General features: G+C 65.0%; 14 protein-coding genes. 6 read left to right on the plus strand and 8 right to left on the minus strand.

Annotated elements, in window-relative coordinates; genetic code table 11:
- The first annotated feature begins 21 nt into the window (after window positions 1-21).
- Window positions 22-1,176 (plus strand): pyridoxal phosphate-dependent aminotransferase, encoded by a 1,155-nt coding sequence (locus AB4Y77_RS18255; protein WP_442014903.1) that lies wholly within the window; start codon window positions 22-24, stop codon window positions 1,174-1,176.
- 63 nt (window positions 1,177-1,239) lie between these two features.
- On the opposite strand, the gene AB4Y77_RS18260 is transcribed toward AB4Y77_RS18255, so the two are convergent.
- The 4 genes from AB4Y77_RS18260 to AB4Y77_RS18275 form a co-directional block, all read right to left on the minus strand.
- Window positions 1,240-1,722 carry a nucleoside deaminase gene (locus AB4Y77_RS18260; protein ID WP_442014904.1) on the minus strand — a complete coding sequence of 161 codons (483 nt, stop codon included), beginning with the start codon at window positions 1,720-1,722 and terminating at the stop codon, window positions 1,240-1,242.
- 84 nt (window positions 1,723-1,806) lie between these two features.
- Window positions 1,807-2,310 (minus strand): 30S ribosome-binding factor RbfA, encoded by a 504-nt coding sequence (gene rbfA, locus AB4Y77_RS18265; RefSeq protein ID WP_089594377.1) that lies wholly within the window; start codon window positions 2,308-2,310, stop codon window positions 1,807-1,809.
- Between the two features lie 77 nt (window positions 2,311-2,387).
- Window positions 2,388-5,258, minus strand: a complete 2,871-nt coding sequence (gene infB, locus AB4Y77_RS18270) for a translation initiation factor IF-2 (protein WP_311214213.1) — start codon at window positions 5,256-5,258, stop codon at window positions 2,388-2,390.
- A 152-nt stretch (window positions 5,259-5,410) separates the two neighbouring features.
- Window positions 5,411-5,665, minus strand: a complete 255-nt coding sequence (locus tag AB4Y77_RS18275; protein WP_311214289.1) for a YlxR family protein — start codon at window positions 5,663-5,665, stop codon at window positions 5,411-5,413.
- Here AB4Y77_RS18275 and AB4Y77_RS18280 point away from each other — a divergent pair.
- Window positions 5,585-5,848 (plus strand): hypothetical protein, encoded by a 264-nt coding sequence (locus AB4Y77_RS18280; protein ID WP_311214292.1) that lies wholly within the window; start codon window positions 5,585-5,587, stop codon window positions 5,846-5,848. The two genes, AB4Y77_RS18275 and AB4Y77_RS18280, sit on opposite strands and share 81 nt — an antisense overlap.
- A 100-nt stretch (window positions 5,849-5,948) precedes the next feature.
- Here the strand turns inward: AB4Y77_RS18280 and nusA are convergent, their stop codons facing one another.
- Both nusA and rimP read right to left on the minus strand, forming a co-directional pair.
- A complete protein-coding gene (nusA, locus tag AB4Y77_RS18285) occupies window positions 5,949-6,929 on the minus strand; it encodes a transcription termination factor NusA (RefSeq protein ID WP_089594374.1) in 981 nt (326 codons plus the stop codon).
- Window positions 6,929-7,540: a ribosome maturation factor RimP gene (gene rimP / locus AB4Y77_RS18290; protein WP_311214212.1), complete on the minus strand. Its 612-nt coding sequence runs from the start codon at window positions 7,538-7,540 to the stop codon at window positions 6,929-6,931. The genes nusA and rimP overlap by 1 nt, the downstream gene beginning before the upstream one ends.
- Window positions 7,541-7,645: 105 nt before the next feature.
- On the opposite strand from rimP, the gene AB4Y77_RS18295 reads away from it, so the two are divergent.
- Genes AB4Y77_RS18295 through AB4Y77_RS18310 form a run of 4 tightly spaced genes read left to right on the plus strand, consistent with a single transcriptional unit; the run spans window position 7,646 to window position 11,396 of the window.
- On the plus strand, window positions 7,646-8,779 hold the full coding sequence (locus AB4Y77_RS18295; protein WP_311214211.1) for a DUF4439 domain-containing protein: 1,134 nt from the start codon (window positions 7,646-7,648) through the stop codon (window positions 8,777-8,779).
- Between the two features lie 51 nt (window positions 8,780-8,830).
- Window positions 8,831-9,559 (plus strand): VIT1/CCC1 transporter family protein, encoded by a 729-nt coding sequence (locus AB4Y77_RS18300; protein ID WP_311214210.1) that lies wholly within the window; start codon window positions 8,831-8,833, stop codon window positions 9,557-9,559.
- 49 nt (window positions 9,560-9,608) lie between these two features.
- Window positions 9,609-10,616 (plus strand): aminoglycoside phosphotransferase family protein, encoded by a 1,008-nt coding sequence (locus AB4Y77_RS18305; protein ID WP_442014925.1) that lies wholly within the window; start codon window positions 9,609-9,611, stop codon window positions 10,614-10,616.
- Between the two features lie 3 nt (window positions 10,617-10,619).
- Complete coding sequence (locus AB4Y77_RS18310) at window positions 10,620-11,396, plus strand: aspartate dehydrogenase domain-containing protein (protein ID WP_442014905.1); 777 nt, start codon at window positions 10,620-10,622, stop codon at window positions 11,394-11,396.
- Between the two features lie 14 nt (window positions 11,397-11,410).
- Here the strand turns inward: AB4Y77_RS18310 and AB4Y77_RS18315 are convergent, their stop codons facing one another.
- Together AB4Y77_RS18315 and AB4Y77_RS18320 are read right to left on the minus strand one after the other, a co-directional pair.
- On the minus strand, window positions 11,411-12,208 hold the full coding sequence (locus tag AB4Y77_RS18315; protein WP_311214207.1) for a sulfite exporter TauE/SafE family protein: 798 nt from the start codon (window positions 12,206-12,208) through the stop codon (window positions 11,411-11,413).
- Window positions 12,205-14,016: a proline--tRNA ligase gene (locus tag AB4Y77_RS18320; RefSeq protein ID WP_442014906.1), complete on the minus strand. Its 1,812-nt coding sequence runs from the start codon at window positions 14,014-14,016 to the stop codon at window positions 12,205-12,207. The genes AB4Y77_RS18315 and AB4Y77_RS18320 overlap by 4 nt, the downstream gene beginning before the upstream one ends.
- Window positions 14,017-14,205 lie beyond the last annotated feature (189 nt).

Genomic DNA, 14,205 nt, shown 5'->3' on the forward strand with positions numbered 1-14,205 from the left:
TGGGTGGCTAGGATGGCTCCCATGCCTGAGCTTGCCGCACATGTCCGCGACGTCCCCGTGAACCAGATCCGCGAGATCACCGAAGCCGCCTGGGCCACCCCCGGAGCGATCGTCCTCAGCATCGGCGAGCCGGGCTTTGCACTGCCTCGGCACGTCCTGGACGCAGGCATTGCCTGCCTGGACCGGGATGAGACCAATTACACACCGAACGCCGGGATTCCCGCGCTCCGTGAAGCCTTCGCAGCGCGCTTCCGTGAACAGCAGCACGTGCAGATCGGCGCAGAGCGGGTCTATGTGGTGGACGGCGCTCAGCAGGGCCTGCACTTCGCCATGAGCCTCCTGCTGGCTCCAGGTGACGAGATCCTCATCCCCAATCCCGGCTACCCCACCTTCGCCATGACCAGCCGCCTCCTGCACGCAGTGCCGGTGGAGTACCCGCTGTACCCAAAGAACGACTTCCAGCCCCACATCGAGGACATCGAAGCACTCATCACGCCACGGACCAAGGTGCTGATGTTGAACTCCCCCTCCAACCCTTTGGGCGCGGTCATCAGTGAAGAAGCAACACGCCACCTCGTGGAGCTGGCAGTGCGGCACGACCTCTGGATCATTTCGGACGAGTGCTATGAGGCTTTCACGTTCGATGTCCCCCATGTCAGTCCAGCCCGCTACGACAGCGACGTTCCCGGTGAAGCCCGGGTGTTCACCTCCCTGACGCTGTCCAAGACCTATGGACTCACCGGCCTGCGCATCGGCGCCTTGGTCTGCCCTCCAGGACTGGAACAGAAGATGAACAACGTCATGGAGTCGATCGTTTCCTGCGTCGCGTCGCCCTCCCAGTACGCCGCGCTGGCCGCACTCACAGGCCCCCAGGACTATGTTTCCCACGCCCGCGACCACTACCGGAGCAACCGGGACGCGGCCTCAGCGGTGCTGTCGGGGAAAGGAATTCCGTACTTGGGAGCGCAGGGTGCGTTCTATTTGTGGGCCGACGTCTCCCATGTCACCAACGGCGATGTCCGCACCTGGGTGCGAAAGTTCCTTGCTGATGCCGGGGTGTCCTTCGCGCCGGGAACGGCGTTCGGCTCAATCGGTGAAGGGTGGATCAGGATTGCCCTCTGTGGCGGGCAACAGGACCTGCTCGACGGCGTCGGCCGGCTCCCGGCCAAGGTCTAGTTGTCGGGGACTAGCCGCCGGGGACTTCAGGAATTGGGCGCCCGGGCAGGCTGCAGTCCGGCCTTAGTAGGCCGTCCGGCGGGAGTGGTTCAGCCAGGCCTCGAAGGGTTCACCTGACGCGGGCAACGCAGCGTGCTCTACCGGCAGCAGCCCGGGCCTGGCTCCGGCGAAATATTCGTAGAACACGGCGTCATCAAAGCCGGCCCGGGCGGCACCATGCCTGTCGGCTGCAAAGTAGACATGGCCGATCCTGGCCCAGAGCGCGGCCGATAAACACAAGGGGCACGGCTCACAGCTGGCGTAGAGAACCGACCCTGTGAGGTCGAACCGTTGTGTTGCGGAAGCGGCCCGGCGGATGGCCACGACTTCCGCATGGGCCGTGGGGTCATGGTCACGGGTAACCCGGTTGACCCCCTCATGGACAGTTCCGTCCGGGGTGACCACGACGGCGCCGAAGGGACCGCCGCCGTCGGAAACGTTCTGCACCGCCAGGTGGATGGCACGGTTCAGATATTCATCACGTTGCTGAGCAGTGTGCGCCGACATGCACTGATCCTAACGAGTTTGAGTACAGCTAATGCCCCTAAAACGCAGTCTTAGGGGCATTAGCTGAACAAAAACGCTGGGGTTTTAGCGGTTGGCGTCTTCGTCGAGTTCTTTATCTCCGGAGAGGTCAGTGTCCTCTTCGTCGAAGTCGTCCTCGTCGATGTCCTCAGGGGCGTCGCCCTTGTAGGGGTCGGCCTCGCCAGCGTGCTTGGCACTGGCAGCCAAAGCGGCTACCTCGGCATCGCGACGCTTGGCTTCGCGCAGCAACTCCTCAAGGTTGGAGGCGTTGACCGGGATTTGGTCCGCAACAAACTCGAGCGTCGGGGTCAGCCGAACGGTGATGTTGCGGCCAACTTCCTGCCGAAGCACACCCTTGGCCTTCTCCAAGGCGCGGGCAGCATCAGCGTGGGCTACCTCGTCACCGAAGACGGTGTAGTAGATGGTGGCGTGCTGAAGGTCGTTGGTGACGCGGGCGTCGGTGACCGTGATGGACTCGACGCGCGGATCTTTGACCCGACGACCGAGGGCCTCAGCGACGACGACCTTAATCCGCTGTGCCAGCTTGGCAGCGCGTGCGGGATCAGCCATGACTTCCTCCTGGAAAGTAGAAACGGGGACGGAACGGGTCCGCCGGGGCTACCCGACGGACCCGTTCCAAACGGAACCTAGACGCGCGGCTTTTCGCGCATTTCGAAGGTCTCGATGATGTCGCCTTCGGTGATGTCGTTGAAGGAGCCAAGACCGATACCACACTCGAAGTCGGTACGGACTTCGGTGGCGTCATCCTTGAAGCGCTTGAGCGTCTCAACGGTGAGGTTGTCACCGATGACCTTGCCGTCGCGGCTGACACGTGCCTTGGTGTTACGGCGGATGATGCCCGTGCGGACGATCGAGCCTGCGATGTTGCCGAACTTGGAGGAACGGAAGACTTCGCGGACCTCGGCAGTACCGAGCTGGACTTCTTCGTACTCCGGCTTGAGCATGCCCTTGAGAGCCATCTCAATGTCATCGATTGCTGCGTAGATGACCGAGTAGAAGCGCATGTCCACGCCTTCACGGTCAGCAAGTTCAGCAACGCGCTCGGCCGGCTTGACGTTGAAGCCGATGATGATGGCGTTGTCCACCGTGGCGAGGTTGACGTCGTTCTGCGTGATGGCACCCACACCGCGGTGGATGACACGGAGCTGAACGTCGTCGTCTCCGACGTCGATCTTGAGCAAGGCGTCTTCGAGGGCTTCCACAGCACCGGACACGTCACCCTTGAGGATGAGGTTGAGGGTGTCGATCTTGCCTTCTGCAACGGCCTGGTCGAAGTCTTCCAGGCTGATGCGCTTGCGACGCTTGGCCAGTGCGGCGTTGCGGTCGGCAGCTTCACGCTTCTCAGCGATCTGGCGGGCCGTACGCTCGTCCGGGGTCACCAGGAAGGTGTCACCTGCACGCGGCACGTTGGACAGGCCCAGGACCTGTACCGGACGGGACGGGAGTGCGACATCGAGTGCCTCGCCGTTCTCGTCGAACATGGCGCGGACGCGGCCGTGAGCCGTACCGGCCACGATCGTGTCACCCACGGCCAAGGTTCCGGACTGGACCAGCACGGTGGCAACAGCACCGCGGCCCTTGTCCAGGTTCGCTTCGATGGCAATGCCTCGAGCGTCCTTGTCCGGGTTGGCGCGCAGATCCAGTGCGGCATCGGCCGTCAGCAGGACGGCGTCAATCAGTTCGTCGATGTTGAGGTTCTGGCGGGCAGAGACCTCAACGAACATGGTGTCGCCACCGTATTCTTCCGGAACCAAGCCGTACTCGGTCAGCTGGCCCTTGACCTTGTCAGGGTTGGCGCCTTCCTTGTCGATCTTGTTCACCGCGACGACGATCGGCACATTGGCTGCCTGGGCGTGGTTGAGCGCTTCCACCGTCTGCGGCATAACGCCGTCGTCGGCTGCGACAACCAAGATCGCGATATCGGTGACCTTGGCACCACGTGCACGCATGGCCGTGAAGGCCTCGTGACCGGGGGTGTCAATGAAGGTGATGTCGCGGGCAGTGCCCTCGTGGACGTGGCTGATCTGGTAGGCACCGATGTGCTGGGTGATGCCACCGTGCTCGCCGGCCACAACGTTCGAGTTGCGGATGGCATCCAACAGGCGGGTCTTACCGTGGTCAACGTGACCCATGACGGTGACAACCGGTGCGCGGGCCTCGAGAACGTCGTCGCCTTCGGCGTCGAGTTCATCCTGGATGTTGATGTCGAACTGATCCAACAGCTCGCGCTCTTCATCCTCAGGGGAAACAACCTGGAGCTTGTAGCCAAGTTCGGCGCCAAGCAGGCCAAAGGTGTCTTCGTCGAGGGACTGCGTAGCCGTCGCCATTTCACCGAGGTGGAACAGCACGGTCACCAGTGATGCGGGGTTCGCGTCAATCTTCTCGGCAAAGTCCGTGATGGACGAACCGCGACGCAGGCGGATGATGGTCTCGCCATCACCGCGGGGTACCGATACGCCGCCCAGCGACGGAGCACTCATCTGCTCCAGTTCCTGGCGCTTGGCACGCTTCGACTTGCGCTGCTTGCCACGACCGGCGCCGCCCTTGCCGAAGGCGCCCTGGGTACCACCGCGACCGCGGCCACCCTTACCGAAGCCACCGCCGGCGGGAGCTCCGCCACCGGTACCTGCACCGGGTGCGCCACCGGGACGACCGGGGCCGCCACCGGGACGGCCTGCGCCACCCGGACGGCCTGCGCCACCAGGAGCCGGACGCTCAGTGCGGTTGGGCATCATGCCCGGAGTAGGACGGTTTCCTGCACCGGGACCGCCGGCGGGACGCGGAGCGCCCGGACGGGGAGCACCCGGACGCGGAGCGCCCGGACGGGGACCACCGGTGCCTGCTGCAGGACGGGGACCGCCTGCGCCGGCAGCGGGACGGGGACCACCGGGGCGTTCGCCGTCGTTACGGCGTTCGCCTCGGGGCATGCCCTGGGACGGTGCAAACGGGTTGTTGCCCGGACGCGGCGGACGATCTCCGTCGCCACCACGGCCCCGGGGCATGCCCTGGGAGGTAGCAAACGGGTTGTTGCCCGGACGGGGACCACCGGGACGGGGAGCCTGGCCACCTTGACGTGCCGGAGCCGGAGTCTCTGCCTTGGGAGCAGGACGGGCGCCGGGCTTGGCCGAAACCGGAGTGGATGCGGCAGGAGCCGCGGGTGCTGCCGGAGTGGACGCTGCGGGGGCCGCAGGTGCTGCCGGAGCCGAAGCTGCCGGAGCGGGGGCTGCAGGTGCCGGGGCCGGAGCCTTCGGTGCTGCGGGGCCCGGAGCCGGAGCTGCCGGACGGGATGCTGCGGGAGCTTTGGGGGCTGCAGCGGGCGCGGCGGCCTTGGCAGCGCCGGCACCCGGGTAGGCGTCGCGAAGCTTCTTCACGACGGGGGCCTCGATGGTTGACGAGGCGGAGCGAACGAATTCGCCCAATTCCTGCAGTTTGGTTACTGCATCTTTGGAAGTAATACCGAGCTCTTTGGCGAGCTCATGTACGCGGACCTTGGCCACATTTCTCCTGTCTCGGTCCGCACCGAGCCAGGCACGAACCGTCTACTTCTTACTGCGGGCCTTCGCCGCTTGCGCGAATGAAAGGCCCATTGCAGAGCGCAACAAAGTTGTCATCGTTACGCACTCATCGCTGGGAACTCATCGGGTTTCCATCAGTTTTCTGACCCGCTTTCAGGTTTGGACGGTTTTCCCGTGGAGGCCTGGGCCTCCACAAGTGGCGTGCCCCGCATCAGGTAACGTTCGACGGCGTCCGTTTCGGCAGCGCCCGCAAGGGCCCTTCCGAAAGCGCGCCGCTTGATCGCCAATGCCAAGCACTTTTCGCTGGGGTGCAGCCACGCACCCCTGCCGGCCATCCGGCGTCGGACATCCACCAGGACGGCGGAAGAACCGCTGCCTTGGGCGACCAGCCGGACAAGCTCGGACCGGGAGCCTTGCTTCCGGCATCCGATGCACGTACGAACAGGCCCATGGCCGTGTTCAAGCAGTTCAGCCACGACGTGTCCAACCTGCCTTACGTTACTGGCGCCCGACGGGCCCCGGTCCTGCACACGCAGCTGAGGCACGCCAAAGCGCGCGGATACCGGACGTAAGCCCGGTTCCATCTAGTCTAGCCCCCCGGCCCCGCACTCCCGAAACCAGGGGCGCCGCAAGCGCGGCGCGGAACCGGCGGCATGGCCGCCGGTTGAACCCCTAGTCGACCTTCGCCGGAGCGGCGTCGGAGACGATATCGATCCGCCAGCCAGTCAGCTTTGCGGCGAGCCGGGCATTCTGGCCTTCCTTGCCGATGGCCAGCGAAAGCTGGTAATCGGGAACCACCACGCGGGCCGAGCGCGTTGACTCGTCCGTGATTGTGACGGAATTCACCCTCGAGGGCGACAGTGAGTTGGCAATGAAGGTTGCGGGGTCGTCACTGAAGTCGACAATGTCGATTTTTTCGTCGTTCAGTTCAGTCATGACGGCCCGGACGCGCGAACCCATTTCACCGATGCAGGCACCCTTGGCGTTGATGCCCGGGGTGTTGGCCTTGACGGCAATTTTGGTGCGGTGGCCGGCTTCGCGGGCAAGCGCCACGATCTCCACGGAGTGGTCGGCGATTTCCGGAACTTCCATTTCGAACAGCTTGCGGACCAGTCCGGGGTGCGAACGGGACAACGTGATGGAAGGACCTTTTGCGCCACGGTGGACGTCCACCACGAAAGCGCGCAGCCGGCTTCCGTGGAGGTACTTCTCACCGGGAACCTGCTCGGGCGGCGGCAGCAGTGCCTCAACGGCTCCCAGGTTGACCTGGATCATATGCGGGTTGTTGCCCTGCTGGATCATGCCGGCAACGAGTTCGCCTTCACGGCCCTTGAACTCGCCCAGCACGTTGTCATCCTCGACGTCGCGAAGGCGCTGGAGGATGATCTGCCGAGCCGTGCTGGCTGCGATGCGGCCGAAGCCGGCCGGGGTGTCCTCGAACTCGCCGATGGGCTCGCCGTCGTCGTCGATCTCAGTGGCCCAGATGGTCACGTGGCCGCTCTTGCGGTCCAACTCTGCACGGGCCTTCTCGAAGGCGCCGGGCGTCTTGTGGTACGCCACCAGCAGGGCTTGCTCGATGGTGGGAATCAGGAGATCCAGCGGGATTTCACGCTCACGCTCCAGGAGTCTCAGTGCGCTCATGTCAATATCCATTAGGCCTCCTCAGAAGGTCCGTTGTGCTCGTCTTCCAGCGCAGCCTCGTGGAGGTGGCTGAATTCAATCTCGACTTTTCCTTGGCGGATCCTGTCGAAAGGAATAGTGATGGGGTCGCCTTGCTTGGGCTTCATGCCCTTCTTGACCTCGTGCTCGGGAATCAGCGTCACGCTGTCCTCCTGCACCGAGGCGATGCGGCCCAGGAGGTTGTCACCCTGGATCACGTTGACCCGGACCATGCGGCCGCGGGCCCGATGCCAGTGACGGGGTTCTGTCAAGGGGCGGCTGACGCCAGGCGATGAAACCTCAAGATCATACGGGCGTCCGTCGTCATGGGGATCGTTGTCCAGGATATCGGACAGCCCGCGCGAGACCTCCGCAATGGCGTCAAGGCTGACACCGCCGGTTTCCTCCTGCGGCAGGTCCACGACGACGTGGACGGTGCGGTGTGAACCGGCAACGTGGATGGAAACATCCTCGAGGTAGAGCCTGCTGGCAAGGACAGCCGGTTCAAGCAGCGCCTTAAGCCTGCTCTCTTCCGGGTTGTGGATGGTGGCCGTTGAGTTTGATTCAGAACGGTGTGTTGAAGTCGTGGCTTCCGAGTCACTCACGTTGCCCGCCGCCTCCCGATAGATGTTGTTGTGACTACTAGCCTAACGATTTTCCCGGGAACATGGTGCACGGACTTTGCCGCCCACGTGACACCATGGTCTGTTGTGAGCGGGCAGACAAGCGAAAAACGACGAACACCACCCTGGGGCCGGGTCCTGCTGGTTGCCGTGGTGGCATTGCTCGTCGCAGGGACCGGAATAGTGCTTATTCCGCGTGATTCCGGCACTCCCCCGCCTGTCCCCTTCTCCGAAGCGGCCCGTGCGGGGGCACTGGAGGACACCCTGAAGCTTCGCGAATCGGCCGCCGCCCTGTCTTCGTCCACCGGCCAGGGCGCGGCACAGGCCGCGCTCAAGGACGTTGTGACTTTGCTGACAACGCAGGCGCGCGCCCTACTGGTTCCGTCGGAAGCAACGCCCTCAGCCACCGCGACCCCTTCGGGCACAGCAGAGACCACCACACGTACCGCTTTTGTTGCCGCTTTGACCGCGAGCGGAACCCGGCGCCTGGCAGACGCCGGCGAGGCCGACGGCGGGATCGCCCGGCTCCTCGCCGCGGTGGGAACCTCCCATGTATTGGCAGCAGAAAAGCTGGCTGGTGCGTGGCAGCTGCAGGTCCCGAAGGATGCCTCGGCGTCAAAGTCCAAAGTGCCCGCAGCCACACCGTCGGCGGCACCCTGTCCGTCCGTCAGCCCCACTCCCGAGCCAACGTCCGCCACTACCGACTCCGCGCTGGCAGCCACGGTACGGACGCATCAGGAGGCGGTCTACGCGTACCAGGTGGCGCTCAAACGGCTGGATACTGCGGCCGCCGGCACCGCGGCCAGCGGCCTTGCGGCCCACGAGCTTTTGCTCCAGCAAGTGGAGGCCCTGACACGGGCCAACTGCGGGGACGTACCTGCCAGCGAAGCCGGCTACCGTCTTCCGGGACAGTTCGCGCAGGACCCGGCCGCTGCCTTGGCCGCTCTGGAATCGTCGGCTCTTCCGGTCTTGGGGGACCTGGTTGCCCTGTCCACGGGTGAGACCCGGGCATGGGCGGTGGACAGCCTCCTGGCCGCTGCCCGCAGGGCCCTGGCGTGGGGCGCAGACATACCTGCGCTGCCGGGTCTGACGCTCGACGCCGGGGACTTGCCGCCGCTGCCGACGCCCGGTTCAGCATCGGGCTCAGCGTCGGGCTCCGCCTCCACCACACCGTCCACCGGGTCCACCACGAACGGATCCAATCCTTCCCCCGCCGGATAGGCCAGCCTAGCCATGCTGGCCAACACCCCCACCCGGTGCTTGGCTTGGAGCATGGCTTCCACAGACACCGCCACCGTGCATGAGAACGAACCCCACCGGGATGACTTGGCCCACCGGTTGAACTGGTTGCGGGCCGGGGTCCTGGGCGCCAATGACGGGATCGTGTCCGTTGCTGCGATCGTGGTGGGCGTGGCAGGTGCCACCACCAGCACCGGCAGCATTCTTGCCGCCGGCACCGCCGGCCTGGTGGGCGGCGCCATTTCCATGGCCTTGGGTGAATATGTCTCCGTCAGCAGCCAGAGCGACACCCAGAAAGCGCTGATTGAGAAGGAACGCCTCGAACTGGCCGAGCAACCGGAGGACGAACTCAACGAGTTGGCGGCCATCTACGAATCCAAGGGGCTCAGTGCGGAGACTGCCCGGGCGGTCGCTGAGGAGCTCACGGAACACGATGCCCTCGCCGCCCATCTCTCTGCGGAATTGAACATCCACGAGGCTGACATTGTGAGCCCATGGAACGCGGCGTTGGCGTCCGCGGTGGCGTTCACCCTCGGGGCCATACTGCCCATGCTGGCCATCCTCCTGCCTCCCCCGGAACTCCGGGTGCCGCTGACCTTCGTGGCGGTCCTGCTTGCCCTGGCCATCACCGGAGCTGTTGGTGCCTGGATCGGCGGCGCTTCCCGGTTCCGTGCGGCCTTCCGGGTGGTGCTGGGCGGCGCGTTGGCCCTTGCCGCCACGTTCTCCCTTGGAACGCTCTTGGGTGCCAGCGGCGTTTTCTAGGGACCGCGGGTTCCCTCGGCGTTAGGCTGATCGCGTGACCCTTCACGCGATGATTCCCATCCCGGGCGACCTCCACGCCCGGTACAACCGCGACTCCGCGGGACGCGACTGGCTGGCCAGCCTTCCGGGACTTATCTCCGACGCCCTCGATCGGTGGCAGCTCTCAATTGACCTCGCACCAGGCGCCGAACCATGGAACGGCCATGGAGCCCTGGTGGTACCCGTCCTCCAGAACGGCGTCCCGTCCGCCCTGAAGATCGCCTTCCCGCACGAAGAAGCCCAGGTGGAACGCCACGCCCTGGCACTGTGGGATGGTCACGGTGCGGTCCGCCTGATGGCAGCGGATGCTCCCAGTTGCACCATGCTCCTTGAACGGCTGGATGCCTCCCATTGGCTCCAGGACGCCCCTATGGATCATGCGATGGACGCCTGGGGCAGCATCATGCGCCAGCTCTCCATCCAACCGGACGAGCGGTTGGAGTGGCGCGCTTTTGACCACGTTGCCGCAACTGCCGAGCGGTGGAGCGATGAGCTGCCGGCGGAGTGGGAACGCTTGGACCGGCCTTTTCCCAGGTGGCTGCTGGAAGCGGCACTTGAGGTGTGCCAGACGCGTGGCGCCGTGGGACGGCGCTCCGGGACGGATGTCCTGGTCCACACGGACCTTCATTTCATGAACATCCTTGCTGTCACCAGCGGCGATCGGGAGCTCCGTGGCGACTACCTGGCCATCGACCCGCAACCACAGATTGGTGAGGCCGAGTTCGCTGTGGCGCCTGTCTTATGGAACCGGATCCAGGACCTCTCCCCGACGGCCCCTGAGGCTGCCTTGCGGGAGCGTTGCCATGACTTCAGCGTCGCCGCGGGGCTTGATCCCGAGGCTGGCCGGCAATGGAGCATTGCCCGCGAGGTGGACAATGCCTTGGGGTACGCGGGGACTCCCCGCCACGGCGGAGACCTTGCGCGGTCTTTGTGGGTTGCGAGCACTCTCGCGGGCCGGACGCTTGAGGGCCTTCCACGGGCGCATGAGCTCCCCGATCCCGGCGCGACGGCGCTCTAGGCCATGGCACTTACAGTGGCCTTGATCGGGTCGGGGGCCATCGGCTCGCGGATCGTGGAACTGCTCGACGCCGGGACTGTCCCCGGCGTGAGGCTCGCCGGAGTTGTGCCTCACGGCAACGCCGGCACAGGCTACAGCTTCGACGACGCCATGGAAGTGGCCGATGTGGTGGTGGAGTGCGCCGGTGTCGCCGCCGTCGCGGAGTTCGGCCCCCGCATCGTAGCGGCAGGCACGGACCTGCTGGTCACCTCGATAGGCGCCTTGTGCGAGGAGTCACTGCGGACAAAACTGCTCGACGACGGTCCAGGCCGGACGTTCCTCACCACCGGTGCGCTGGGTGGACTGGACACGATCACAGCCGCCGGCGCCGGCGGAACCATTCATCGCATCACCCTGGAATCGCGGAAACTCCCCGCCGCCCTGGTGCAGCCTTGGATGGACGGGGAAACCAAGGAGGGGCTCCTCGCAGCAACCCGGCCCGTGGAGCTTCTGCGGGGTGGCCCTGCGGAGCTGATCAAGGCCTTCCCCAAGTCCACCAACGTGGTGTCCGCGCTTGCCCTGGCCGCGGGCAACTGGGACGTGGTGGAGGCCGTGCTCATCGCAGATCCGGGCGCCCGCCAGACGGCTCATCATGTGGTGGCGGAGACCAGCCTGGGTACGTTCGATATCTGCGTCACCAACGAGGCATCCCCCGGAAACCCGGCGTCCAGCGCTTTGGTGCCGCACGCCGTCGTCCGCGGTTTGAAGTCGCTGGCCAATCCCAGCGGAAGCTTCATCTGACGCCGGCGGGAAAATCAGGCAGCGAAGTTCTCATTCCAGACGTCAATGCCGAGCTTGATGATCAACGCCGCAACAACAATCAGGAAGACAACGCGTACAAAACCGCTCCCCTTGGCCACGGCGGTGCGCGCGCCAAGGTAGCCGCCGGCCATGTTGGCCAGACCCAGGACCAGCCCTACACCCCACAACAGGGAGCCATGGGGAAGGAAGAAGATCAGGGCACCAGCATTGGTGGCCATGTTGACGATCTTGGCCTTGGCACTGGCTTCAAGGAAGGCGTAACCCATGGCCGAAACCAGCGCAATCACCAGGAACGAGCCGGTACCGGGGCCGATCAGGCCGTCGTAGAAGCCAATCACGGCGCCAATGAGACAGGCCACGACGTAATGCTTGTGGCCGTCGTGGCGGAGGGCGGTCAGCTCGCCGGCGCGCGGGCGCAGGGCAGTGAAAATGGCGACGGCGATCAACGCCAGCACGATGATCGGCTTGAACACGCTGGCCGGCAATGAAGCGGCCAGGATGGCCCCGCCGAAGCTTCCCGCCAACGCAATGACCGCCATGGGCACAGCCGTCTTGAGGTCGGGCCCCACGCGCCGGTAGTACGTGACGGCGCTGGTGGTGGTGCCGAAAATGGACCCCATCTTGTTGGTGGCCAAAGCCTGCACCGGCGTGATGCCGGGAACCAGCAGCAGGGCGGGGAGCTGGATCAGTCCCCCGCCCCCTACTACAGCGTCCACCCAGCCGGCGGCGAATCCAGCCACCACAATCAGGATGAGCGTGGTGAGCTGGATTGATTCGAAGCCGGAAATCACCGGTTTCGTACGGCGTTGACCACGTAATCCACGGCCTTGTCCACCGCAACGTTCTCGGCTTCGCCGCTGCGACGATCCTTGATTTCCACGACGCCGTCTACAAGTCCCCGGCCAACGGCCAGGATGGTGGGCACGCCAACCAGCTCGGCGTCGCCGAACTTCACGCCGGGAGAAACCTTCGGGCGGTCGTCGAAAATGACGTCCAGGCCGGCGGCTTCAAGCTCAGCGGAGAGCTTTTCAGCAGCCTCGAAGATGTCATCACCACGGCCGACGGCCACCACGTGGACGTCCGCCGGTGCCACGGAGCGCGGCCACACGAGACCGCGGTCGTCATGGTTTGCTTCAGCCAAGGCAGCCACTGCGCGGGTAACACCAACGCCGTAGGAGCCCATGGTCACAACCTGCTGCTTGCCGTTCTGGTCCAGCACCTTCAAGTCCAAGGCCGCGGCATACTTGCGGCCCAGCTGGAAGATGTGGCCCATTTCGATGCCGCGGGCGGTTTCCAGCGGACCGGATCCGTCCGGGGCGGGGTCGCCTGCACGCACCTCGGTGCTTTCAATGACGCCATCCCAGGTGAAGTCGCGGCCCGCGACCAACCCGAAGACATGCTTGCCCTCGGCGTTGGCGCCCGTAACCCAACTGGTGCCGGAGACGACACGGGGATCCACCAGGAACAGCACCTTGGACGAGGCCTCGAGGCCCAGCACAGGCTGATCCAGGGACAGGCCGGGGCCGATGTAGCCCTTGACCAGCCACGACAGCTTCTTGAGGTCCTCTTCGTTGGCGGCCTCAAGGCCGATCTCGCCGGCAATTGGCAGGTGGGAGCCGATGTTGGCTTCCACGCGCTTAAGGTCCACTCCGCGGTCGCCGGGGACACCGATCACCACGATCTGGCGCTCACCCGTGGGCAGCGTCACGGCAAGGACAACGTTCTTGAGCGTGTCAGCGGCAGTCCAGGCGCCGCCGTCGGCCTCGCTGCGCGGAGCCAACTGGTTGGCTGCGGCCACCAAAGTATCAATGGTGGGAGTGTTCGGGGTGTCCAGTACCTGGGCGGCCGGTGCGCTGCTGAAATCGATCTCGTCCGGGACGACAGTGGTCACGGCCTCGACGTTGGCGTAATAGCCACCGGCCGAACGCACGAACGTGTCCTCGCCGATCTCGGTGGGGAACAGGAATTCCTCACTCTTGGAGCCACCCATGGCACCCGCGGTAGCCGCAACAGGGATGACTTCCAGGCCGAGGCGCTCGAAGATCTTCAGGTATGCGGCGCGGTGGGCGGCGTAGCTGGCATCCAAACCGGCGTCGTCAATGTCGAAAGAGTACGAATCCTTCATGATGAACTCGCGGCCACGGAGGAGACCGGCCCGCGGACGTGCTTCATCGCGGTACTTGTTCTGGATCTGGTAGAGGCTCAGCGGCAGGTCCTTGTACGAGGAATACAGATCCTTCACCAGGAGCGTGAACATTTCTTCATGCGTGGGGGCAAGGAGGTAGTCCGCGCCCTTGCGGTCCTGGAGGCGGAACAGGCCTTCGCCATATTCGGTCCAGCGGTTGGTGGCCTCATAGGGCTCGCGGGGCAGCAGCGCCGGGAAGTGGACTTCCTGGGCGCCGATGGCCGACATTTCCTGGCGGATGATCTCTTCGACCTTGCGCAGGACGCTCAGTCCCAGCGGCAGCCACGTATAAATGCCGGGTGCTGCGCGGCGGATGTACCCGGCGCGGACCAGGAGCTTGTGGCTGGCGACCTCAGCGTCAACGGGATCTTCACGCAGGGTGCGCAGGAATAACTGGGAAAGGCGAAGGACCACGGGTACGTATCCGTTTCTATGGCAGGTGTGGCAAAAACAACTGTCTACTAATCTACCGGGTGCCCACACACAGAAGAGCCACGCCGTCGCGTGTGGAAGCCCCTGGCCCCGACGGGCTGGTCATCCTGCGATGGCGTGGCTCAGCGGCCGGCCGGCCGCAGACTCTGTCCTGGGACTAGATCGCCGTTC

The organism is Paenarthrobacter sp. YAF11_1 (assembly GCF_052113445.1).
Classification (GTDB): domain Bacteria; phylum Actinomycetota; class Actinomycetes; order Actinomycetales; family Micrococcaceae; genus Arthrobacter.

What these genes read in the sequence shown, in the direction of transcription:
- AB4Y77_RS18255 (WP_442014903.1), top strand. Translation starts at nt 22, where the DNA reads ATGCCTGAGCTTGCCGCACATGTCCGCGACGTCCCCGTGAACCAGATC.
- AB4Y77_RS18260 (WP_442014904.1), bottom strand. Translation starts at nt 1,722, where the DNA reads ATGTCGGCGCACACTGCTCAGCAACGTGATGAATATCTGAACCGTGCC.
- rbfA (WP_089594377.1), bottom strand. Translation starts at nt 2,310, where the DNA reads ATGGCTGATCCCGCACGCGCTGCCAAGCTGGCACAGCGGATTAAGGTC.
- nusA (WP_089594374.1), bottom strand. Translation starts at nt 6,929, where the DNA reads ATGGATATTGACATGAGCGCACTGAGACTCCTGGAGCGTGAGCGTGAA.
- AB4Y77_RS18300 (WP_311214210.1), top strand. Translation starts at nt 8,831, where the DNA reads ATGGCTTCCACAGACACCGCCACCGTGCATGAGAACGAACCCCACCGG.
- AB4Y77_RS18305 (WP_442014925.1), top strand. Translation starts at nt 9,609, where the DNA reads ATGATTCCCATCCCGGGCGACCTCCACGCCCGGTACAACCGCGACTCC.
- AB4Y77_RS18310 (WP_442014905.1), top strand. Translation starts at nt 10,620, where the DNA reads ATGGCACTTACAGTGGCCTTGATCGGGTCGGGGGCCATCGGCTCGCGG.